Raw genomic sequence first — 23,579 nt, 5'->3', positions numbered from 1 at the left:
GGAGGCTTTCTTATATGTTAAAAGCTTACTGTAAGTTTCTTCAGGTCCTTGTCAAGTGAGCTTGAGCCGTAGAGAATCTCGTACTTACCAGACTTGATGCGCATGGTGTTGGTCTCGGCATCCCAGAATTCAAAACTTTTCGGGCTGAGTGTCAGGGTGGCTGTAGCCGTCTGACCTGCCAGCACGTCAACACGCTTAAAGGCACGGAGCGACTTCGACGGCCCCTCTGCGTCAGCTAGGTTGCGGATGTAGAGTTGTACGATCTCAGTACCGTTCTGCTTACCTGTATTACTTACGGGGATGGTCAGTTCGTAGTTACCGCCTTCTCCTTTAATGGATGCCTCACCAACCTCGTAGGTCGTATAGCTCAGACCATAACCGAAGGGGAAGAGAGCATCATTGAAGTAGCGATAGGTGCGGCCCTTCATAGAGTAATCCTCGTAGTCGGGCAACTGGGCGGTACTCTTGTAGAAGGTAACGGGTAACTTGCCACCGGGGTTGTAGTCGCCAAACAATACGTCGGCAACGGCTGTACCGCCTTCCTGACCTGCATACCAGGCCTGAACAATTGCGTCGCAGGTTTCTGTCTCAGGCAATAGGGCGATGGCAGAACCAGAGCAGTTCACGAAAATAACTTGTTTGCCGGCGTCTTTCAGTGCCTTCAGGAAGTTGCGCTGTACCTTAGGCAACTCAATGCTAGTACGGTCGCCTCCCTTGAATCCTTCTATATTCACGGGCATCTCCTCACCTTCGAGGCTTGGAGCGATTCCACCGCAGAAGATAACCTTGTCGATACCCTTCAGCTGGGCGATGGCCTCATTATAATCGATAGGCAGTTCGCGGGCCACGTCGATTTTCATAGAGGCACCCCAAGTCTTTACAGTCTGGAAGCGAACTTCTATCTGGTATTTCTGTCCCTTCTCGGCTTTCAGTACGGTGCGGGTCGGTGTGGCTCGCCAAATGTGCTGCATCACCTTCCTCTCACCGTTGACGTATACCTCGAAATGTCCCGTTGACTCCACGTTCAGCACATACTCGCCAGCCTCTTTGGGGATGAAAGTAGTCTCGTATTTCGCAGAGAAATCCTCTATAGGCAGGTTGGGAGCGAATACATGCATACCTGCTGTTGTCACGTTGACAGGCTTTGTATAGTATTCTGTCGTAAACGGCTTGCCTTCCATCTTGGTATTGTTCCAGAACGTTCCTTTCAAACCTTTCTTTCCATCAGAACTCACACACTCTGAGGCGAGGTGGCACTCCATTACCTTATCGTTGGTGAGGTCGCATCCTGGCAGATAAAACAGTTTCTTCTGTTTGGCCTTTATGCCGTCAAGGATAGTAACGGTATGGTTGGGCGTCCCGTTATAGTTACCCCACATCATGGGTTCGTTGTGGGCGTTGGGACCTATCACGGCTATCTTCTCCTCATTCTTCTTTAGCGGCAGGATGTTTTCTTTGTTTTGAAGCAGAACGATCGATTGGCGTGCCATGTCGAGTGCGATCAGGGCAGAGGCTTTCGTCGACATAGCGGAGTAGGGAATCTTTGACCATTCAACGAGTGAAGGGTCGTCCATCTCTCCAAGGTCGAAACGACCTTCAAGCAGGCGGATGACATGCTTGTCTACCTCTGCCTCGCTGATAAGACCTCGGCGTACCGCTTCGGGAATGCTTCTATAGGCGTAGCCGTAACCGCACTCCACGTCGGTACCGGCTAGCGTAGCCTTAGCAGAGGCAGTAATAGGCGATGAAGATGACTTATGTGAATCGTAGAAGTCACTGATAGCACCGCAGTCGCTCACCACCAAATACTGGAAGCCCCATTCGTCGCGCAGAATCTGCTGAAGCAAACGGTTGGAGCCACAGCAAGGGTCGTCGTCAAGACGCTGATAGGCACACATAACCTCGCGCACTTTGGAATCCTGTACGAGTGTCTTGAAGGCAGGCATATAAGTCTCCCAAAAATCGCGCACGGGTACATTAGTAAGATTGGCAGAATGGCGGGTATATTCAGGGCCGCTGTGTACAGCATAGTGCTTGGCACAAGCCCAGAGTTTACGGTATTTAGATGACTCAGGTCCCTGCAGACCGCGTACCACAGCATCGCCCATCACCGAGGTGAGGAAGGGGTCTTCGCCGTAGGTCTCCTGACCGCGTCCCCAACGCGGGTCGCGAAAGATGTTCACGTTAGGTGTCCATACAGAGAGGCTGCGCATCTTCATATCTTCACCGTTCTGGTCATACATACGGTGATTGTACTGCGCACGGAACTCTGTTGAAGCCACATCGAACACCTTATATAATAAGTTAGGGTTAAACGACGAGGCCATGGCCACTGGTTCTGGGAAGTTTGTTACGTTCCCCATATTGGCAGCGCCGTGCAGCGCCTCGCTCCACCAATAGAATTTCTTGATGCCAAGGCGTGGGATGGCAGGACTCTCGTCGAGCATCAGCTTGGCTTTTTCTTCCAACGTCAACCGGCTGCACAGATCCTGAGCACGCTCCTTGGCGCTCAAGTCTGGGTTCTGGTAAGGAAAAGTCTGTGCCGACACAGATGTGCCAGCACAGAACATGAATACGGTTGATAAATAAGTTAGGTAATGTTTCTTTCTGTTTACGTAATTCCGCATATTGTTTAGTGTATTACTTTCGTATTCTGGGTGCAAAGGTAATAAAAATGTGAGACATAGGCGTTGGCTTTTGTCTCACAAACTTTACATGGTGTAACATTCAACGAAAATGTTACAGTTTCCTAAGCCTATAACTCTGTCCTGGCTGGGTCTCTATGTCGTATTCATAGATTTTCTGCAGGGGCAGTGTTTGGAATCTTTTGAGTTCTGCCGACTTCAGAGGTTTGCGGATGGCGGCAGGAGCCAGCAGCGGGTTGGGGCAGTCGCTAGTTGCTTCTTTGAGTGAGTCGCCTGTCAGGGGAACGTAAGAGCGTACGCGTAGTGTGCCCCCAATCTTTGAGGTGATGACTGCCTCTTGCAGTGTGTTTTCTGCCCATGTCATGTCGACGGTAAAGGCTCCTCGTGCCTGCAGGCCCTTTACTTTGCCTTCTTGCCAAGCGTCGGGCAGGGCAGGTAGCAGGTGTACGGCACCATCATGACTCTGAACCAACATCTCGCAGATGCCTGCGGCACAACCGAAATTACCATCAATTTGGAAGGGCGGGTGAGCGTCGAAGAGGTTCGGATAAGTGCCGCCTCGAGGACCCCATTCTGTCGTGGCGGGTATCAACGTCAGCAAGTTCTTGATAATCTGATAGGCATGGTTGCCATCAAGCATGCGTGCCCAGAAGTTGGTCTTCCATCCCAAGCTCCATCCCGTTGCCATGTCACCGCGTTGTCTTAGGGTGTTGGCTGCAGCAGTGAACAGTTCCGGGTGCTGGTAGGGCGATATCTGGTTTGAGGGATAGAGCCCGTAGAGGTGGGATATATGACGGTGTTCATCCTTTGGGTCATCGGCATCGATGAGCCATTCTTGCAACTGTCCGTAACGACCAATCTGCATTGGTGGCAACTTTTGCAGGGCTTTCTGATAGACACTGAGCGAGTCCTCGTCTTTGCCAAGCGCTTTGGCAGCTTGAATCAGTTGTGAGAGTACATCGAAGACGATTTGGTTGTCCATCGTCGATCCTGCGGTCACGGTTGTTCCCTTTCCCATCGGACCATGCTCTGGTGAGACAGTGGGAACTGTCATCAGCCATCCTGCGGCATTCTTCAGTTCACCATCGGCAGGATATTCCTGCATATAATCCAATAGAAAATCGGCTGCTCCTTTCATGATGTCGTAATGGTCGGTCAGGAACTGCTTGTCGCCAGTGAAGAGGTAGTGCTGCCACAGGTGTGTGGTCAGCCATGCGCCGCCTGTTGGGAACATGCCCCACGTCGTGCCGTCCACAGGTCCGGTGATACGCCAAAGGTCTGTGTTGTGGTGGGCCATCCACCCCTTGCAACCATACATCTGCTGTGCCGTGATAGCGCCCGTCTCACTCAAGTCGCGAATCATCGAGAAGAGAGGCTGTTGAGTCTCAGCCAGATTGCCCACGAGAGCTGGCCAGTAATTCATCTCGGCGTTGATGTTGATGGTGTATTTCGAGTCCCAGGGGGCGTCCGTCTTGTTGTTCCACACACCCTGTAGGTTGGCGGGCTGTCCGCCAGGCTGCGACGATGATATCAGCAGGTAACGGCCATATTGCATCATGAGTGACACCATGTCGAGGTCTGTGCCGTCGAAGGCTGCTAGACGTTGGTCGGTAGGCAGAGTAGTCGAAGGACTCTGACTTTTCAGTGTCAGGTTCAGACGGTCGTACTGCTCACGGTATTTGGTTATGTGGCGCTCTAGTAGTTTCTGGTAGCTATTGCGCTTGATGCCTGCCAATGTCCGAAGGTTCTTCTGTGTAGGGTTGCCGTTGGTGTTTTTGTAGCTCTCGTAATTGGTGGCAGCAACAATGTAGAGGGTCACGGTGGTAGCATTGACCACGGTGATGCTCTCGGTCCCATCTACAATTTCTCCGTCGGAAGTTACGTCGATACGGCATTCAGCCTGTAGTCCGGCAGACACCCCTTCTTGTTCTACGTTCTCCACGACAGCCCTTAGCTGGTGGTTTTCTACGTTACGTTTGAATGCCAGTGGACTGTCGAAGGCCATGTTGAAAGTCAGGGATCCTTTCTCGCTGGCTTGTAGGCGAACGATAATGGCATTGTCGGCCTGCGATGCAAAATACGTGCGCTGATAGGTCGCACCGTTGAGGGTAAAGCGTGTCGTGGCTGTGGCATTTCCTAAGTCCAACTGTCGGCGATAGTCGTTTACATTCTCCTCACCATGGAAATTCATTTTCACGCTGCCTAAAGGTAGGAAACGCATGCCGTGGGGGCCTTTGATGAAATACTTCTCTATCAGGTCGTGAGCCTCTTTCTCCTTGCCGTCGAAGATCAACTGGCGCACCTCTTGTAGATGTTCCTTCGATTCTGTACTATTGTTAGAATGAGGTGAACCGCTCCAAAAAGTCTCTTCATTCAGTTGTATCTCTTCGTTCATAATGCCGCCATAGACCATGCCCCCCAAGTGTGAGTTGCCGATGGGTAGGGCTTCAAGCCACTGGGTGGCGGGCTTATCGTACCATAACTGGTGCTCCTGTGCCTGAATAGTCAGTGTTGCAACAGTGTAGAATAACATGGTTGTAATAATACATCTCATATATATATAATTATAGGGTTTCAAAAAAAACCTCGGGACAAGAAACGCTATTCTTGAGCCCCGAGGAAGGAAAAACTACTAACTACTAATATAACTAAAACAATTTTAACCTATTCAATTCAAATTTCTGCTGCAAAAGTACGATAAATATTTAAAAGTCTGTTACTCCTATGTTACATTTACTTTTTTATTTGTTTCATACTTGCAAAATGTGCAGTTTTTCTTTATTTTTTTGACTATTTGAAAAGCAGAGGAGCCATTTCGCGTAAACTACGACGCCATGTAAGGAACTCATGTGCAGTGCCTTCCGAGATCAGACCATGAGCATCAAAGCCTGCAGCTTTCAGGGCTTCAACGCTCTTGTTGATACCTTCTGGATTCTCCTTGTCGCCACAGCTCTCGAAGATTACCTTCACGTCCTTTGGGTTCTTGATCTCCTCGGGCATATAGGTGCCACCGCTAAGCAGACCCCAATAGCCGAACATCTCAGGACGGCGCAGGGTTATGAGCTTGGTCTCCATACCACCCATCGACAGACCAGCCATGGCACGGTTCCACTTGTCAGCCTTGGTCAGGAAGTTCTTATCGATGAAAGGAATCAACTCGTCAATGAGCACGGTCTCAAACTCCTCGGCAGTGAACTTGCCGATGGTGCCGAACTTGAAGTCGTTAGTCAGACCATAGGCCATTACGATGATGAAAGGCTTGATCTTGCCTTCTGCAATCAGGTTGTCCATAATCAGTCCGGCGCAACCCTGTACAGGCCAACTGGTCTCATTTTCACCCCAGCCGTGCTGCAAGTAAAGCACTGGGTAGCGTTCCTGCTTTCCCTTCACGAGCTTGCCGTATCCATTGGGCAGGTAAACAGTAGCTTCTTGCATTTTTCCAAGGCTCTTTGAGTAGAAGAGAACCTTCTGCATGTTTCCATGAGGAATATCTGTGCGCAGGGCATAGAAGTCCTGATCGGGCGCGGGAATCTCGATACCGCTCTCCCAACGGCATGAGCCGAAGTAGTTGTGTGTACCAGGATCGTTCACCACACCACCATCAATAGTCAGGTGATAGTAATGGAAACCAGGATCCATCGGCCCCTCCGTCGTACCTACCCAAATACCATCTTTATCTTTGCGAAGTACGGTACCGCCACGACCACCAAGACCGAGGCTTACGATGACTGACTTGGCATCAGGAGCCTCTACACGGAAGCGTGCATAACCTTCGCTGTTCACCTGTGGATATTCCTGTCCGGGCTGGTTCAGTGGGTTGGGTACCCAGTCGTCCTTGGGTACGTATTTGTCAGCAGCTGCGTCGAAGTCGCGGATAACCTGCAGAGAGCGCTTAGCCTTGAAGTTCTCGTCGAAAGGCAGTGGGTGGTTGTTCACGCCGAGCCAAGAGTCCTTGTCGCTGAGATTCCAGAACGTTACGTTGTCGATTACGTCAGCGTGCTTGCGGAATACTTTGAAAATGCGGTTGTACTGATCCTCCTGAAGGGTAGCGATGTATGGAGCCTGGGGCTTAGCCTCGCCACGGGCGAACATCAGCTGGCCACCGCTCTCTGTGTTGGTGCGCAGGTCGAGTTCGGTGATGTTGATGTGCTTCACCAGTTCGCTGAATCGGCTGATAGCCTTGTCGAGCTGCTCCTCGTCGGGGAAATAGATGTTGTAGTGCCCCTGCATGCCGATACCGTCGATGGGCACACCTGCGTCCTTCATCTTCTTTACCATATTATATATACGTTCGCGCTTGCCATTGTCCACACAACTGTAGTCATTGTAGAACAACAGACCATCGGGATCGGCTTCGCGTGCAAACTCGAATGCCTTGGCAATGAACTCGTCGCCGCAGAGCTGGAAATGACGGCTTTGGCGATAAGGACTTGCGCCAGGTCGGAACATCATATTGTCGTCGGCAATGGCCTCGTTCACAACATCCCAGGCATAAACCACGTCCTTATAGCGGTTTACTACGGTGTGGATATGGTCGCGCAGACGCTCGTAGAACACCTCTTTCTTCACGGGCTTGCCTTTTTTGTCAGTGAACATCCAGTCGGCAAACTGAGAATGCCAGCACAGGCAGTGACCACGCATTTTAATGCCGTTCTCACGACAGAAGTTGGCTATCTTGTCGGCCTTTTCAAAGTTCCATACACCTTCTTTGGGGTGAATTTCGCCAGGTTTCCAGTCATTCTCAGCAGTCACGCTGTTGAACTGCTTCTTGATGATGGCCATCTGGTCGGCCTCTGATACGTTACGCTGGTTGACAGCTACACCGATGGTAAAATACTCTTTGTAGGCATCCTTCAATCCGGGGCCTTCCGAGAAGTCGATAGGACGTCCCCATTGTGCCAGAACAGACACGCTGCTCATGGTGAAAAACGATAATGCAAAGAAAAGTTTTTTCATTTTTGCTAATATAATCTGATTATTAATTATTCGGCAGCAAAGGTACAATAAATCCTCCAATCCGATTATTCTGAGAGTATCATATTCTTTATTATTTGTACCTAATGAGTCATATTATACCCAAATTTGTTAATCTGCCAATTGTTCTTGGCACATTTCCTACTATTATATAGGAATATCCTATTTTTGAATATGTGTAGAAATAAAATGTATTATGTGTAAGGACAAGAATGGCACAAACCAGGACTACTGGGAGTTTTTTTTTCGGTAAGTTTGCAGCGCAAAACTAATGTAACATTACTATTCAACCCACAAAATTAATATTTATGATAAAGAAGGTAACAACAATTGCTATTTCGTGTTTGGTGTCGATGAATATTGTGGCACAGGAAAAGAAGGCGTATATGGTGGCCGATGCCCACCTGGATACCCAGTGGAATTGGGATGTTCAAGCTACTATCCGAGACCACATACGAAACACCCTTAACCAAAACCTGGCGCTGTTCAGACAGTATTCTAATTATGTATTCAACTTCGAAGGAGCAGTGAAGTACGCTTGGATGAAGGAATATTACCCATTGGAATACCAAGAACTGAAAAAGTATATAGTTCAAGGCCGTTGGCACATAGCTGGTAGTTCGTGGGATGCCAACGAGACGATTATCAGTTCGCCCGAGTCGATGTTGCGCAACTTTATGCTTGGTCAGAATTTCTACCGTAAGGAGTTCGGTACTGAGGGAACAGACGTGTTCTTGCCCGACTGCTTCGGTTTCCCCTACACCTTGCCTACGCTTGCAGCTCATTGTGGACTGATTGGCTTCTCGAGTCAGAAGTTGATGTGGCGCACCAAACCTTTCTACGAAGGTAATAAACGTTATCCTTTCACTATAGGATTGTGGCAGGGCATTGATGGCAGCCGCATTATGATGGTTCATGGCTTTGATTATGGTCATATCTATAACGATGAGAATATATCGCATAGCAATGACTTGATGCGCGAGATTAATGAAAGCTCACTAGGAATGGCCTATCGCTATTATGGAACAGGTGACATAGGTGGATCGCCCACCATCTCATCCGTACGTTCTATCGAAAAAGGACTGAAGGGTGAAGGTTCGATAAAAATTATCTCGTCGACAAGCGACCAGATATACAAGGACTTTCTGCCTTATGAAAAGCATCCCGAACTGCCTGTGTTCGACGGCGAGTTGCCCATGGATGTACATGGCAATGCTTGTTATACATCACAGGCAGCCATGAAACTCTACAACCGCCAGAATGAGAATCTGGGTGGTGCCGCAGAACGGGCAGCGGTGATGGCCGACTGGCTAGGTAAAACCAAATATCCTGTCAGTCAGATGACGGAAACATGGCAGCGAGTCATCTGGCATCAGTTCCACGATGACGTTACTGGCACCTCAATCCCACGTGCTTACGAGTTCTCGTGGAACGACGAACTGCTGGCTCTGAAGAAATTTTCGGATGTGATGACGCATAGTGTAGGTGATATCGTACAGTTGATGGACACTCGTGTAGATGGTAAGCCTGTAGTAGTTTATAATAGTGAGGCGTTCCCCGTGAATAGTCTGGCCGAAGTTGAGCTGGCTGACGACAACAACTACCAAGTAGTGGACGCCAACGGACAAAAAGTGACGTCGCAAGTGGTGCAGCGAAATGGTAAACACTTCCTGCTGTTCAATGCCAGTGTACCATCAATGGGATTTGCCGTGTATGGCGTTAAGACTACCGGTAAATGGAAGAACATTAGCAAACAAGGTCAGACAATAGAGAACAGTCGCTACAAACTTTCAGTTGATGAGTATGGCGACATCACCTCTCTCTTTGATAAGAAAGCCAATCGTGAAATGGTGGTTTCAGGCAAGAGCCTGCGACTGGTAGTATTCGACGATTGCTTGTCGAAGATATGGCCCGCTTGGGAGATTCAGAAGGCTACTCTCGATAAGGCTCCAGTGCCTGTACACGATGGGGTGGAAATCAGCATGGAGTCTGGACCGCTGCGTCAGACACTCATTATAAAAAAGAAATATGGCGAGTCGGAAATCACTCAACGCATACACCTCTACGAAGGTGGAAAAGCGGAGCGTATCGATTTTGAGAACGAGGTCGACTGGCGCTCTCTGAATGCTCTGCTCAAAGCCGAGTTCCCCTTGAATATCAGCAATCCTGAGGCAACCTACGATATCGGTCTTGGCAACGTGAAGCGCGGCAATAACTGCGACAACCTGTTTGAGGTTTATGCTCACCAGTGGACTGATCTTACCGACCGTTCTGGGCAATATGGTATTACCATCCTCAACGATTCCCGCTATGGATGGGATAAACCTAACGACAACACCATGCGTCTGTCGCTGCTCTATTCGCCAAAAGTGGAGCGTAACTATGCCTATCAGGCCGAGCAGGACTTTGGTCACCATGTGTTCACCTATAGTCTCATTGGCCATCAGGATAAACTCTATCCTTCAGTAGCAGTTCGGCAGGGATTGGAGCTAAACAATCCGCTCAAGGTATTCAATGCCACAAAACATACTGGTAGTCTTGGCAAATCTTTCTCATTCGTTGCATCAGATAATAATGATGTGATGGTCCGTGCCCTGAAGCGCGCAGACGAAAGCGATGAATATGTAGTACGCGTGTATGAGACAAGTGGAAGCACGGAACAACTGGCTAAAATCACGTTTGCGGCTGAGATAGCAGAAGCTGTGGAGGCTGATGGTACTGAGAAGACCATCGGACAGGCTTCGTTCTTAGGCAGGAGTCTCAATATCAGCATTAAGCCCTATAGTGTGAAGACATATAAAGTGAGACTGAAGAAGGCGATACAATCGAACACTCAGTTTGCCACATCTAACATCAAACTGAATTTCGACCGCATGTGCGCTACATTCAACGAGTTCCGCACAGCAGCCAACTTTAGTGACGGCTATAGCTTCGCAGCCGAATTATGGCCAAGCAGTGGACTGATCGTTGATGGCATAAACTTCTGCTTTGGTGAGAAGGAAGGTAAGAATGGTCTCTCGTGCAAGGGCGACACACTGCTACTGCCTGCCAACCAGACTTATACTCACCTCTATCTACTTGCTGCCAGCGACAAGGATGACCGTGAAGGCACTTTTACTGTCGGCAAGAGTCTGCAGACGGTTAGTATTCCTTATTACTCGGGCTTCATTGGCCAATGGGGACATGACGGTCAGACCCGTGGCTTCATTAAGGATGCAGAAGTCGCTTGGGTGGGAAGCCACCGTCATTCGCCGAGTGCCGATGAGCCCTATGAGTTTACCTATATGTATAAGGTGAAACTCTACATCCCAAAGGGCGCACGTCAGGTGATTCTTCCTCGCGACCGTCATATCGTACTCTTCGCGGCTACGTTGGCCAACGATACAGAATATGCCACGCCTGCAGCTCCATTCTTTAAGACAGCCATCATAGGAGGAGCTACTGCACAGGGTGAGGCTGAGGAAGAAAAAGTGTCGCTGCTGAAAAACGCAAAGATTGTGACTGTTTCAGGCGAAGTAAACAAAGACGAAGAGGCTGCCAACCTTATCGACGGACGTTCTGATACCAAGTGGTGCGATGCCCAGTCGGCCCCGAACTATGTTGTCCTCGACCTTGGCAAACCAACCACAGTAGGTCGTTGGCGTCTGTTGAATGGTGGTCGTGAGATGGCGGCCTATATCACCCGCACTTGTCTGTTGCAGGGGCGTAATTCCGATACCGAGGAATGGCAAACGCTCGATATGATAGACAATAACCGTAACGACCTTGTCGACCGCAGGTTTCCATCAGCCACGGTGCGATATGTTCGTCTCTTTGTGGTTTCTCCCACTCAGGGACAGATGCCAGCCGCACGTATCTATGAATTAGAACTTTTCTAATCAGATAAACTTGTCACTCTGTCTCCAATCCTCGGAAAGCTTTTAACAGAGGGTTTCCTGAGGATCGGAGACAGAGTGTTTGGATAGAGAAAAGCAGGCATTTATAAAGATAAAAGCCATAGAGCGCTTGAATTATGATCATTTCCTTATTTAGTCTCATAATTTTATATTACCTTTGCATACTGATAACAGATACAATGAACATATAAAGCGTATGACACAACTGAGATTTATATTTCTAACAGCTGCAATTATCGTATCGGTAGGAGCTTTTTCACAGCAGAGAAAAGTCGTGAAGAACTATTGGCATGCCCAGGTATGGTTAAAAGACGGTACAACAGATAGTGGGTATGTCCAGAACGCTCATCATAGTGTATGGGTCTACGATGATGAAGTTGTACTCAATGACCTTGATAAATTTTTAGGAAAGAATAGAAGGCATGCCACCAAAGATATTGATAGTATGTATGTATGGGTTGATACAAATCCTTATAATGTAATTGTTAGTGTGCCCGTTCCTGTCAATAATTCTTATGGGAATGATGAACCGATGGTGTATAAGCATCCATGTATGTGTTACATCATCTACTCTGGGCGGAATGTCGTTATCTACGAAGCATGGCATGACTTTTTGGGAGACTATTACTTGTATAAGACCCCTGAAATGTACTATGCAAAAGCACTGTTTAGATCTCATCAGAAACTTAGCGAAAAACGTAGAATCACGCTTGCTGAAGAGTTTGATGACTATCCTGTAATCAAAGATTATATCAGAAACATTCCAGATAAAATGTTGAAGGTTAATCCTCTTCCTTTTTTCCTCCTTATTGATACAACGCTGGGGCAAAAAGACAAAGCAGCAGGGAAGGTTGGAAATTAGCTCCGTCGTATAGATAAAAAGCTATAGGAAGTATTCTTGGCAGAATTACGTTAATCTTCCAAAATCGTTCCGCTTTTACAAGTTTTTTCCGTATATTTGCGCACGAAAAAGGAAAAATTATACATGAAGATAAGATTACTACTGGCTTTATTAGTTTTTGTCCTGCACGTGCAGGCTTATAACATCCGACATATTTCTAATGTCGACGGATTGTCGTCAAGTTCTGTTCTCACCATTGAGCAACAGTCCGATGGTGCCATGCTGTTTGGAACGATTGACGGATTGGACAGTTACGACGGGCACAGAGTATGGCCTGCCACCTTCAATGCCGGCCAGCGACTCTACGGAAATCTGATAGAACATGTGGTCACAGTGGAAGGGGATAAGACGTGGGTTCTGACTAACTATGGACTGAACATCGTGTCGGCCAAGGGACAGACTGTGAGATTCTACCCGGAGTTTCAAGGATTAAGACGTATCCGACGGAATCCACAAGGTGATGGCTTCCTGTTACAAGATGGTAAACTGAATTATATAGGCAGGCAGGACGGGTGCATCCATGTCCTGCCCCTCCATGGCGTTACATTGGGGGATATCTGCGATTTCGCCTTTTCGCACAATGAACTCTTGCTCTTCCGTCATGAGGGTGTCGTCAGCTATCCGTTACAGTTGGATAATAATGTTTATTCGATTGGACGTCCTACATGGGTGAAGCATGTTCGGTTGATGACGGCTGTGAATAATGAAGGCGTAGAATACATGGTGTCGGATGACGGACAATTGTACAGTTATGATTTGAAGTCCCGTAAAATGCGACACGAGATGTTGTTGGCAGCTGAACTGAGTCGTCGTGGCGGTGTGACCGATGTGCTGCGGTTCAAGGAGTCGCTGATGATAGCCTTTACAGAAGGCGGTGTCATCAAGGTGAACCGCCATGCTGGAAAACCAGATGAGATTGTCGACTTGGATGTGGAGACTGGTGTGTTCTGTCTGCGGAAAGACCGTTTGGGCGACATCGTGTGGATAGGTTCCGACGGCCGTGGTGTACTGATGTATTGCGATGAACCGCTCACCCTGCGCTCATTTTCGAGTGCGTCGATAAGAGCCGGTAAGTCTTGCCCCATCAGGACACTACTGAAGGATGACGATGGTAACCTGTGGGTGGGTACCAAGGGTGATGGCGTGATTTGTCTTCCTAAGTTCAGCGTATATCAGAACCCACGACAATTAAAGGAGATGTTCTTCAGAGAACAGAATAGCGGTCTGACCAGCAACGTGATATACCACTTTGCAGAAAGCAAGTTCCCTGGATTCTGGATCAGTGGGGGCGAAGGCATCTGCTACTACTCGTACGACTCGAAAAAGATCCTCCCTGTACAATCAGACCGAAGGATACAGCAGGTTATCGACGTTCGGGAGAAAGATAACCAACTATGGATGGCTGCATTAGGTACAGGCATCTTCAGAGCTGACATTATCATGGAGAACGGACAGCCGCGCCTGACCAATATGCGCCAATACTCGCTGGACGAAGGGAAAGGTCCATCTAACTATTTCTTCTGCTTGACTTATGACCAGAAGGGGCGTTGGTGGTTTGGCAATCGGGGAAAGGGACTTTATACCTTGGAAAACGACCGGCTAAGACACGTACCGACTCTAAAGACACAAGATCCAAGCATCAATGACGTGTTTGCCCTGCAGGCTGTGGGGGATAATCTGTGGATTGGCACTGGTATGGGTATCTGCATTCTCGACAAGAACAGGAAGAGTCGGCGGTTAAGTACCACCGACGGATTGCCCAACAATACCATCCATGCCTTTACAAAAGGAATGGATGGCGAGGTATGGGCTACAACAAACAACGGTCTGGTGGAACTCTCGAGTGACGGAACTGTGTTGAAAGTCTATGGTATGAACAGTGGCCTGGATGTGACAGAGTATAGCGATGGAGCTGCATTCGCTAAAGGCATGGAACTTTTCTTTGGAGGTATCAATGGTTTTACTGCCATAGAGAATGAAAAGACCACCAACCAGAAGATACATGAGTCGCAGATAGGGTTTACGGCACTTGATATTCTTGGTAAGTTGCGGAATATCAATGAATTTACAAAAGGTGAGCGCGATAATCTTACCCTCACACTCGACCACACGCAGAACACATTCTCCGTGAGTCTAGCCACGTTCAATTATCTGGAAGAGCCTTTCTATCATTATCTCTACCGCTTGGCGGACAATGGTGAATGGATAGATAATGGGGCGAGCAACATCATCTCGTTTACACAGATGGCTGAAGGCAGCCATATGCTCTATGTCAAGGCCAAGAATATGCATGATGGCAGTGAAACGGTCGTTTCACAACTCCACATTGATATTAGACCACCTTATTATCGTACCATCTGGGCCTATCTGGTCTATGCCATGCTGGCTTTGGCTGTGATTGCCATATTGGCACGTAACTGGTATAAGGATCAGAAACTGCAACAGCAGATGCAGCTAGCAAAGTTGAATCAGCAGCACCAAGATGAGCTGTATGAGGAGAAGCTGAAGTTCCTGACCAATGTGGTACACGAACTGAACACGCCACTTACTCTGATTTACGGTCCTTGTGAACGCATCCTAGCCTACGGCAAGACCGACGGATTTGTCAGGAAATACGTAGGTAAAGTGATGCAGAACCTGAGCCGCCTGAATAGTCTGATTCAGGAAATCATCGACCTGCGTCGTGTTACCTCGGGTCATCATGTCATCAGCTGGCGCAGGGTCGACGTTTCATCCGTCATTAGCGACTTTGCCAGTGCCTTTACAGAGATGGCTGAGCGTAGTGGCATCACATATCAGCAGGAGATAGAGCCGGGCATCGTGTGGATCTCTGATGATACGGCATTGAAAAGAATAGCTGGTAATCTGATATCAAATGCCTTCAAATACACCAAAAGCGAAGGAACGATTAAGGTTACACTGGTCCGACAGAATGACGGATTACTTTTTTCTGTCTACAACTCTGGTCGCGGCATCGCACCTGAAGACAGGGAACGCATTTTTGACTATTACACTGTGTTCGACAGCGTTGAGGAGAGTCCGAATGCCGGACAGACCTCACGTAATGGCATTGGTATGGCCATCTGTCATAACATGACCAAACTGTTAGGCGGACGGATAGAGATTGACAGCGAAGTGGGCCAGTATGCACAGTTTAATGTGTATCTGCCCGAAAAGCCGCTACCCGAAGGTATGAGCGACGAGGTGGTGACATCGGCTAAGCAGACCGACAACATGCCCCTGGCTGTGCCACAGGCAGTGAGCAATGCCAAACCTGCACGCCCACTGCCCAAGATGGCAGGCGACAGAACACCTACCATCCTGACGATTGACGACAACCAGGAGATGCTTGACCTGCTGGCCGACTGCTTGTCGGACTACCGTGTGCTGGCAGCCTTGAATGCCGAACAGGGCATGGCCTACCTGAAAGAGGAAACTCCCGACCTGATTATTACCGATATTATGATGCCTGGTACCGACGGACTGGACTTTACACAACAGGTAAAGCGCAACAAGCACACCATGCACATACCACTGATTATCCTATCGGCCAAGACATCGGAAGAGGAGCGTATAGAGGGATTAGACAGCGGCGCCGACGTGTATATCAGCAAGCCCTTCAGCATCAACCTGCTGCAGGCCACCGTGGTACGACTGTTAGAGAACCGCAACGTGCTGCGCGAATACTATAATTCGGCAGCATCGGCCTATGTGTATGCAGGCGGCGACCTGATTAGCAAGGAGCACCAGAGCTTTGCCGACGAAGTGACAAAGGTGATTGACGAGCATCTGACCGATACTGAGCTGACCCCAGAGACGTTGGCGGAACTGATGAGTATCAGTCCGCGCAATCTCTATAGGAAGTTCAGTGATGCCAATATGCCGACACCTAAGGATTATATCAAGACCTATCGTATTAATGTGGCCGCAAGATGGCTTACCACTACTAATACCACTATTCAGGAAATCATTTATAAAACGGGCTTCAACACGCGCTCACAGTTCTATACTGAGTTCCGAAAGCATTTTGGTATGACACCTAAAGAGTATCGAGAGCAACAGCTTCGAGCAGTACACAACCACTAACGTGGGTACCCAAGTCGATGGCCGATGTGTTACGAGCCCAGTTGCTGCCAATCAGGTACTGGGCCTGAAGGCCTTTTTCCTTCAGTACCTCGGCATTGTGCCTTAAGTAAGCCACAAAGCGGGTTTTATCGCTCGCATCAACCTGGGGCTCCTGAATGAGCAGGGTGAAATAGCGCACAAAAATGCCCTTAAACAAGCCGCCATCGCCAGTACCCTCGTCCTTGAGCACACTCTCGGTGAGGTCGCTCAGGCTCGACAGGGTGTAAGACGAAGCACGCACAGCATCGCGCAGATACAGGGTCTCGCCAGTAATCTTGAACAACTCGTAGCACATACCCACAAACGTGCCCTGATTATAGGTAAACACCCAGGTGGTAACATTGTTGCCATCCTGCCCGTTCATACTATCATACACAGCACCCGTGCCAGGGGCATACAGGTTGTCGCGCTCCCAGTTATAGATGCGCTTGGCCAGATCTAAATCAGATGCCTTGTGAAGGATATTGTACATACGGGCAGCGATGATGCCGGCAGGACCATTGCTGCAGGCATTCTTGCTCCAGGGCTGACTTTTGCGCCAAGCCATGCCGCCACCGCAGTACTTGGTGTTCCAGGCATTCTGGATGTCGTCCCACAGCAACTGGGCGGTATCCAGATACTTCTGTTCCTTGGTGCAGTCGTACAGGCGGAGCATCGTCAAGCAGATCCACTCCTCGTCGTCGTAGAAATCGTTGAAATAGCTGTTGCCAGCCTTTTTCTTGATACCCTCGTGCCACTTGTCAAACAGGTCGCGATAGCCGGCACTGCCTGTACGCAGATAGGCATCAATCACCACATCCATGGCATGTGCCTGGGGCCAATACTGATTCTGATGGATATCGGCCACATCGGGCATCGAGTTGAAATAGCCCTCGCGACCGTTCCAGAAGTGAGTTACTAAAGCCTGTGTAGCCTGCTCGGCCACCTGTTTCCAATTCGTCTGCTCAGGCTGTGGTGCAGGCGTTGGTTCATCCTCGGATGAAGAAGAACCGCAACCCTGCAGCACAAGGCTGCAGAGAAGCGGTACGAAGAAAACTTTTAATATGTTATGCATAAGTTAGAACTTACAGGTTAGTCGGCCAACTCAACATGGTGGGTATAGTTGGCACCATGGAAGAGTACGGTGATGCGGGTCTTGACGCCGGGGTGAGGACCATCAGAGCCACCATCGAAGTCGCCATCAAACTTCCACTTGTCGTCCCACTGGTTGTTGCCAGTTTCCATAATATAATAGTAAGGATCGTCCATAGCCAGACCACCAGGGCGTGAGTCGGTGCCATTCTTGGTGCCCCAGTACTGCTTGGTGCCGTCGGCATACTCCATCAGGAACTTATAACGCTCGTCGCGGCCCCAGCCCTCCTGCTTGAAGGCTACCACACCTACACCTGAGAACTCGCCGTTGCCAGCGTAAGGAAGATCGAACATGATATTGTTGTTAGGACAGAAGAACAAACCGAGACTCTTGATTTCGCGGATGGTAGCCGAAGCCACATTGAAATCGAGTACCAGACGGTAGATACCTGTAGCAGGTGCCACGGTAGAACCACCCTCGCGCAACTTCAAACCATCGAGCGAGTAGATAGTGCCATCGCCCTTGTTGTTGCTGCAGAACTGGTAGCTCTTGCCACCCTCGAGCTTGGTGAAGATCTCATATACACCCTGCTCAGGCGAAGAGAAAGCACAGCCGTTCTCGGCACCCTCGCCCATGATGAAGAGCGAAGAAGGAATCTCGTCGAAGCCCTCGAGCGAAGTAATGTTCAGCTTGTGCTTAACTGTAGCCTCGGCCTGATTCAAACCACGTGAGGCAATGATCGACCAGCTGACTGTGCCGCTGGCACCACTCTTGAAACCGGCAGCTGCGGCTACCTTGTTCAGGGTCTTGTGAGTGATGGTGGCACTGTTCATCATACCATTCTTATCAGAGAGCACCTTATAGATAGGTGTGCTCTCGCCATCCTTGTAGAAGACAACCTCGTAGAGGGGCGAACCACTATCTTCGGCCTTGGCAGCCTCCCACTCAAAGAAAGTAGAGGCAGTGGCCGAAGCCTGAAGGGTTACACTCTTGCCATCGGCGGGCTCGTAGAGCTGGGTGATGGCGGATACCTGACTGTCCTTGAACTCCATGTCGGAGGTGCAGGCTGACATACTGAGCACGGCGCCTAACAGCGCGAATGCCTTAACAATATTCTTATTCATAGCTAATTGTTTCTTTTTTGGTTTTTACTAATAATACTTATTGATGATATGGATTAATTGCCGTAGCCAGGATTCTGACCTAAGTTAGGATTGAGGTCGATCTGACTCTGAGGAACAGCCCACAGATAATCACGGTTCTCATCGAACGTGAACTTCCAGGGGATGTCGTGGGTAAAGCTGGCGCCACGAACGGGTTGGGTAAGATACTCTGAACCGGCCTTCCAGCGCTTGATGTCGTACCAGCGCAGTCCTTCGAGAGCCAGCTCGCAGCGGCGCTCATTGCGCAGAATCTGACGAAGTTCAGTCTGTGACTTATCGGCAGGGAAGTTAAGAGCCTTAGCTGTCTTGAAGCCAGCACGCTGACGGATGGCACGTACAGTGCTGTTCCATACATCGGCTGTCATCTGGTTCTGCTCGAGCTTAGCCTCGGCCCACATCAGCAGGATATCGGCATAGCGGAACATGATGATGTTGAGACCCGAACTCATGTCGCCAGTAGCCTGTGGGGCAAACCACTTACGGGTATAGTAACCTGTAGCAGTGGTATTGCTACCTGTTCCGATATAGGTATCAACGGTGTTATCGCCAGCAGGATCGATATGGATCACCTCGCCCTTTGAACCATCGCCCACATTGGCGCTCCAGTCGTAGTTATCATAGATGATGGTAGCAGCAAGGCGTGGGTCGCGGTTATCGTAAGGATGGTTAGGATCGTAATCGGTACCAGCCTCATCAATGGTATAACCGGTCAGGGTGAGATAGCTATCCACCAGCGACTGCTGTGGCACGCGGTCGGCCACACGGCCACCCTTACTCAGGGGAACCATGTCGAGAATCTCGCCCCAGGTGAGCAGGTTGCGAACATAGGCACGATCCAGAATCACCTCCTGGTTGTACTCATTACCCTCCTCAAACAGGCCACGGTAGCTGGGGAACAGAGCATACGAGCCGTAGGTCTCGGGCTGATTGATGAGCATCTCACAGTACTTCTGCACGTTGCTCCAGTCGCTATCCATCAGATAGGCACGTGCCTGCAGAGCAACCACAGCGCCCTTGGTGATTTTACCGTTCTCGCTCTCAGGCAGGTCGTTGCGCGATGGCAGATCGCCAATGATATCGTTCAGCTCCTGATGGATGAATGCCATCACCTCGGCATGCGAGGTACGACTGATGGTGTTCGACTCATCCACGGTGATATCCTTGGTAAAGAAAGGAATATCGCCATAGAAGTTGGTGAGACGGAAGTAGATAAAAGCTCGAACAAAGCGTATCTCGGCTATCATACGAGCCTTCTTAGCTGCATCGAGGTTGGTGATAGCATCGATATTATCGAGGAACACGTGACAGGTTTTGATGCCGCCATACAGATCGGCCCACTCGCTGCCAAAGATACCAGTGGTAGGTGTGGCCTGCCCCATACGCATCAGGCGCTGGTCGGTAGTAGAGCGGCCATCAATCATGTTATCGCTGAGCGACTCGTCGCGCCACATTTTGCCAGCATTATACATCTGTGCATAGGCCATGTTTACCACGTACTGCGCTCTGTCGGGCGAATCCCAGAAGTTAGCATCGGTAAACTGATTGCCAGGGGCATTCTCCATGCCGTTGCAGGCAGTAAGCGTAAGTCCGCCTACAGCAGCAAACAGATAGATATATTTCTTGATTTTCATTTTCATAAGATTCTTAATCATTAAAATTCTACATCGAAACCAAAGCCATAGTACTGAAGCATAGGATAGTTACGACCACTGTTACCACCACCAGAGTTCATGTTCGAACCGAACTCCGACGACTCTGGATCGATGAACGAGTTCTTGGTAAGTGTAAGCAGATCCTGACCGGTAACATATACACGGAGTTTCTGCAAGCCCATGGGATCGATCCACTTCTTAGGCAGTGAATAACCGATGGCAAGGTTCTTTAAGCGTGCATACTTGGCATCGAGCACAAAGATGTCTGACGGGCGCCCCCAGTTGTTGGTATCTGAGGCCGAGCCCTGTGCTGCCAGACGTGGATATTTAGCGTTTGTGTTAGTCGGGGTCCAGAAATCAAGCTGATGTTTGTACATCACATAAGAATAGTTTGAGTGGTATGGTTCGAGCAACTCGCCACGCAGCATCTGCGAACGTTTGCCTACACCCTGCCAGAACATACTGAAATCGAAGCCCTTCCACTCGAAGCGGTAGGTGAATCCAAAGGTGTAACGTGGGAAGGCGTTACCTACGATAACACGGTCGTTAGAGTCGATGACATTGTCGCCATTCTGATCCTTGAACTTCAGGTCGCCAGGCGCTACCTCTGCGCCAAGGGGCAGAGCGGAGTTCTTAATCTCATCGTAGCTCTGGAAGATGCCCTCAACCTGCCATGCATAGTACGAGTTGAGCGCCTCGCCAACGCGGATAATCTTGTAGATCTCATCTACACCGCTAATCTGCTCGTTACCTGGGAATTTGGTAACCTTATTCTTTGAGTCGCCGATATTGAAGTAGAAGTTGTGCTTCATATCGCCGGTCTTCAAGCGGTAGTTGATAGAGAGCTCCCATCCATCGTTCGACATCTCACCGATATTGGTACTTGGCATGGTGGTGCCGAATACACTGGGCTGCAAGGGCTTCATGAGGATATCCTTGGTGCGCTTGGTGTAGTAATCGAAGGTGATGTTCAGTGCATTATGCAAGAACGAGGCATCGAAACCTATATTGAAAGTGTTGGTACGTTCCCAGGTCAGGTCCTTCAGTCCGAGGTTGAATCCGGCACCGGCTACGGCCTGATTGTTATAAGCATAGGTGGTAGAGCTAACGCTATAGCGGGTATAGCGGTCGTAGTCGCCTACAGCCTGACTACCCAGGATGCCGTATGAACCACGGATCTTCAGGTCGCCCACCTTTTCGCGATATTTCTCCATAAAGGGCTCCTCGCTGATGCGCCAGCCTAACGACAGTGAGGGGAAGAAACCCCAGCGGTAATCCTTATGGAACTTTGAGCTACCATCGTAACGGAAGTCAAACTCAGCATAATAACGCTCGTTGTAGTTATAGCCGATACGACCTAACAGTGAGGTAATGCTGGTCTGACCAGAACTATCCACGGTGGTAGCACCACCGATGTTACCTACCTCACCTGTAGTGATGCTGGTAGAGGTACCCAAGTCGGGATCAACATAGTTCTTCCAGATTTCGTTGTTATACCAGGTGTACGACTCGTTGGTGGCACCAAACAGGCCACTGACAGTGTGCACGCCGAAGGTCTTATTATAATCCAGCAGGATCTGAGTGTTCAGACGGTAGTTGTCGGCGTTCCAGTTGCTCGTTCTGAAATCCGACTCCTTACGTGGACGGGGCTCGGTAGCATCTTCGCCGGCATAATAATAAGAAGGCATGCTACGCGAGTAACGGTTGTTACCCACCACATCGGCACCAAACACGCCACGGAGCTTCAAGCCATCGATAATCTTGAGCTCACCGGTAACACTGGCGGTGATGGCATTGGTACGGTACTTATCGAAACCGCCCGACTCGAGCTGACCGAGTGGGTTGAACTCACCCCACACATCATTGAGCAGGTAACGACCATCGGCCGACTTCATCTTATAGATATAGGCACTAGGCACACGACTGGCATCAATCTCCAGACTACCACCATTGGTATTCTTGCTATCGGTGCGGGTGTAGGCCAGTGTGGCAGTCAGCTTCAGGCGACCCAACTCGGTAACCAGGTTGGTACGGAAGTTATAGCGCTGCAAACCGAACTTCTGGGTGCTCACATAGTTGCTACCCTGATCAAAATAGCCGGCAGAAACCATATAAGTGGTCTTATCGCTACCACCGCTGATGCTGATATTGTAGTTCTGCTGCATGGCTGTCTTGAAGATCTCGTTCAGCGCCCAGCTCTCCTCACTCTGATGGGCGTAATAGTCGAGAATCTGATCCTGACTGTAAACGGGGGCATTACCCACATTGGTCTCGGCCATGTTACGCAGCACCGCATTCTGGTAGCCGGTAACAGGTGTGAACAGGATATGGGGATCCTCCCAACCAACCATACCATTCAGGCGGATACTGGTGCGCTCGTTGTTCTTTCCTTTCTTGGTAGTAACGAGCACAACACCGTTGGCCGAACGTGAACCATAGATAGCGGCAGTACCGGCATCTTTCAGTATAGAGATATTCTCGATATCATTAGGGTTCAAGCGGTTGAAGTTATCGTAGTCGGTAACCAGTCCATCGATGACAAACAGCGGACTGTTATCGTTCAGTGTACTGATACCGCGAATATTAAAGTTGTTGTTCTGAGCGTTAGGGTTGTAGTTCTTACGCTGGATGATAACGTTTGGTGCAGCACCCTGCAAAGCCTGTGTTACATTGGCTACAGGACGGTTCTCTAACAGGTCGGAGCGAACCTGATCGACAGCACCTACGGCACTTTTACGAGTGGTTGTGCCATAACCGATAACCACCACCTCGTCGAGGATAGCATTATCTTCTTTCAGCACAATACGGCTCAGGTTGGTATTGGCACGCAGCTCTTGGTTGATATAGCCTACATACGAGAATACCAAGACATCAGTTGGTTTGCAGTTCAGTGAGAAGCTACCATCAAGACCAGTCACGGTACCAGAGGACGAACCCTTTACCGAGACCGTTACACCGATCATAGGTTCTCCCGATGCATCAACAACTGTGCCCCTGACAGTGGTTTGCTGTACATTGTTAGTAGCAGCCACCGAGCCACCATTGGCAAGAGCAACGGACGGACTACCTACGCATAGGGCCACTCCCATAAAACCTTGCCAGATGAATCTGGAATAGTTGAAATTTACTTTTTTCATTTAGGAAATTGTTT

At 49.3% G+C, this 23,579-nt stretch carries 10 protein-coding genes; 3 read left to right on the top strand and 7 right to left on the bottom strand.

Annotation, left to right across the window (positions count from 1 at the left end; translation table 11 throughout):
• Window positions 1–17 precede the first annotated feature (17 nt).
• The 3 genes from xyl3A to xyn10D/fae1 form a co-directional block, all read right to left on the bottom strand.
• Window positions 18–2,570 (bottom strand): xylan 1,4-beta-xylosidase, encoded by a 2,553-nt coding sequence (gene xyl3A, locus T325_RS11120; RefSeq protein ID WP_036914473.1) that lies wholly within the window; start codon window positions 2,568–2,570, stop codon window positions 18–20.
• Between the two features lie 169 nt (window positions 2,571–2,739).
• Window positions 2,740–5,199 (bottom strand): glycosyl hydrolase family 95 catalytic domain-containing protein, encoded by a 2,460-nt coding sequence (locus T325_RS11115; RefSeq protein WP_036913983.1) that lies wholly within the window; start codon window positions 5,197–5,199, stop codon window positions 2,740–2,742.
• Between the two features lie 236 nt (window positions 5,200–5,435).
• Complete coding sequence (gene xyn10D/fae1 / locus T325_RS11110) at window positions 5,436–7,601, bottom strand: bifunctional endo-1,4-beta-xylanase/feruloyl esterase (protein ID WP_036913981.1); 2,166 nt, start codon at window positions 7,599–7,601, stop codon at window positions 5,436–5,438.
• Window positions 7,602–7,927: 326 nt separating this feature from the next.
• Here xyn10D/fae1 and T325_RS11105 point away from each other — a divergent pair, with 326 nt between their 5' ends.
• The 3 genes from T325_RS11105 to T325_RS11095 all read left to right on the top strand — a co-directional run bounded on the left by T325_RS11105 (window position 7,928) and on the right by T325_RS11095 (window position 16,502).
• On the top strand, window positions 7,928–11,497 hold the full coding sequence (locus tag T325_RS11105; protein ID WP_036913978.1) for a glycoside hydrolase family 38 C-terminal domain-containing protein: 3,570 nt from the start codon (window positions 7,928–7,930) through the stop codon (window positions 11,495–11,497).
• Between the two features lie 214 nt (window positions 11,498–11,711).
• Complete coding sequence (locus tag T325_RS11100; protein WP_036913975.1) at window positions 11,712–12,377, top strand: hypothetical protein; 666 nt, start codon at window positions 11,712–11,714, stop codon at window positions 12,375–12,377.
• Between the two features lie 123 nt (window positions 12,378–12,500).
• Complete coding sequence (locus T325_RS11095; protein WP_036913973.1) at window positions 12,501–16,502, top strand: hybrid sensor histidine kinase/response regulator transcription factor; 4,002 nt, start codon at window positions 12,501–12,503, stop codon at window positions 16,500–16,502.
• On the opposite strand, the gene T325_RS11090 is transcribed toward T325_RS11095, so the two are convergent.
• Genes T325_RS11090 through T325_RS11075 form a run of 4 tightly spaced genes read right to left on the bottom strand, consistent with a single transcriptional unit; the run spans window position 16,456 to window position 23,565 of the window.
• On the bottom strand, window positions 16,456–17,595 hold the full coding sequence (locus T325_RS11090; protein WP_036913970.1) for a glycoside hydrolase family 76 protein: 1,140 nt from the start codon (window positions 17,593–17,595) through the stop codon (window positions 16,456–16,458). The two genes, T325_RS11095 and T325_RS11090, sit on opposite strands and share 47 nt — an antisense overlap.
• Window positions 17,596–17,612: 17 nt before the next feature.
• Complete coding sequence (locus tag T325_RS11085; protein WP_036913967.1) at window positions 17,613–18,737, bottom strand: SusE domain-containing protein; 1,125 nt, start codon at window positions 18,735–18,737, stop codon at window positions 17,613–17,615.
• Between the two features lie 53 nt (window positions 18,738–18,790).
• Window positions 18,791–20,407: a RagB/SusD family nutrient uptake outer membrane protein gene (locus T325_RS11080; RefSeq protein ID WP_036914471.1), complete on the bottom strand. Its 1,617-nt coding sequence runs from the start codon at window positions 20,405–20,407 to the stop codon at window positions 18,791–18,793.
• 20 nt (window positions 20,408–20,427) lie between these two features.
• A complete protein-coding gene (locus tag T325_RS11075) occupies window positions 20,428–23,565 on the bottom strand; it encodes a SusC/RagA family TonB-linked outer membrane protein (protein ID WP_051949854.1) in 3,138 nt (1,045 codons plus the stop codon).
• Between the last annotated feature and the right edge of the window lie 14 nt (window positions 23,566–23,579).

The sequence above is a fragment of the Prevotella sp. FD3004 genome, from assembly GCF_000746155.1.
GTDB lineage: Bacteria > Bacteroidota > Bacteroidia > Bacteroidales > Bacteroidaceae > Prevotella.
This window is presented reverse-complemented; position numbering and strand designations above follow the sequence as displayed.

Excerpts from the sequence above, each read along its gene's own strand:
- T325_RS11100 (WP_036913975.1), top strand. The coding sequence starts at position 11,712 with ATGACACAACTGAGATTTATATTTCTAACAGCTGCAATTATCGTATCG.
- T325_RS11095 (WP_036913973.1), top strand. The coding sequence starts at position 12,501 with ATGAAGATAAGATTACTACTGGCTTTATTAGTTTTTGTCCTGCACGTG.
- T325_RS11090 (WP_036913970.1), bottom strand. The coding sequence starts at position 17,595 with ATGCATAACATATTAAAAGTTTTCTTCGTACCGCTTCTCTGCAGCCTT.
- T325_RS11080 (WP_036914471.1), bottom strand. The coding sequence starts at position 20,407 with ATGAAAATCAAGAAATATATCTATCTGTTTGCTGCTGTAGGCGGACTT.
- T325_RS11085 (WP_036913967.1), bottom strand. The coding sequence starts at position 18,737 with ATGAATAAGAATATTGTTAAGGCATTCGCGCTGTTAGGCGCCGTGCTC.
- T325_RS11105 (WP_036913978.1), top strand. The coding sequence starts at position 7,928 with ATGATAAAGAAGGTAACAACAATTGCTATTTCGTGTTTGGTGTCGATG.
- xyl3A (WP_036914473.1), bottom strand. The coding sequence starts at position 2,570 with ATGTTCTGTGCTGGCACATCTGTGTCGGCACAGACTTTTCCTTACCAG.
- xyn10D/fae1 (WP_036913981.1), bottom strand. The coding sequence starts at position 7,601 with ATGAAAAAACTTTTCTTTGCATTATCGTTTTTCACCATGAGCAGCGTG.
- T325_RS11115 (WP_036913983.1), bottom strand. The coding sequence starts at position 5,199 with ATGAGATGTATTATTACAACCATGTTATTCTACACTGTTGCAACACTG.
- T325_RS11075 (WP_051949854.1), bottom strand. The coding sequence starts at position 23,565 with ATGAAAAAAGTAAATTTCAACTATTCCAGATTCATCTGGCAAGGTTTT.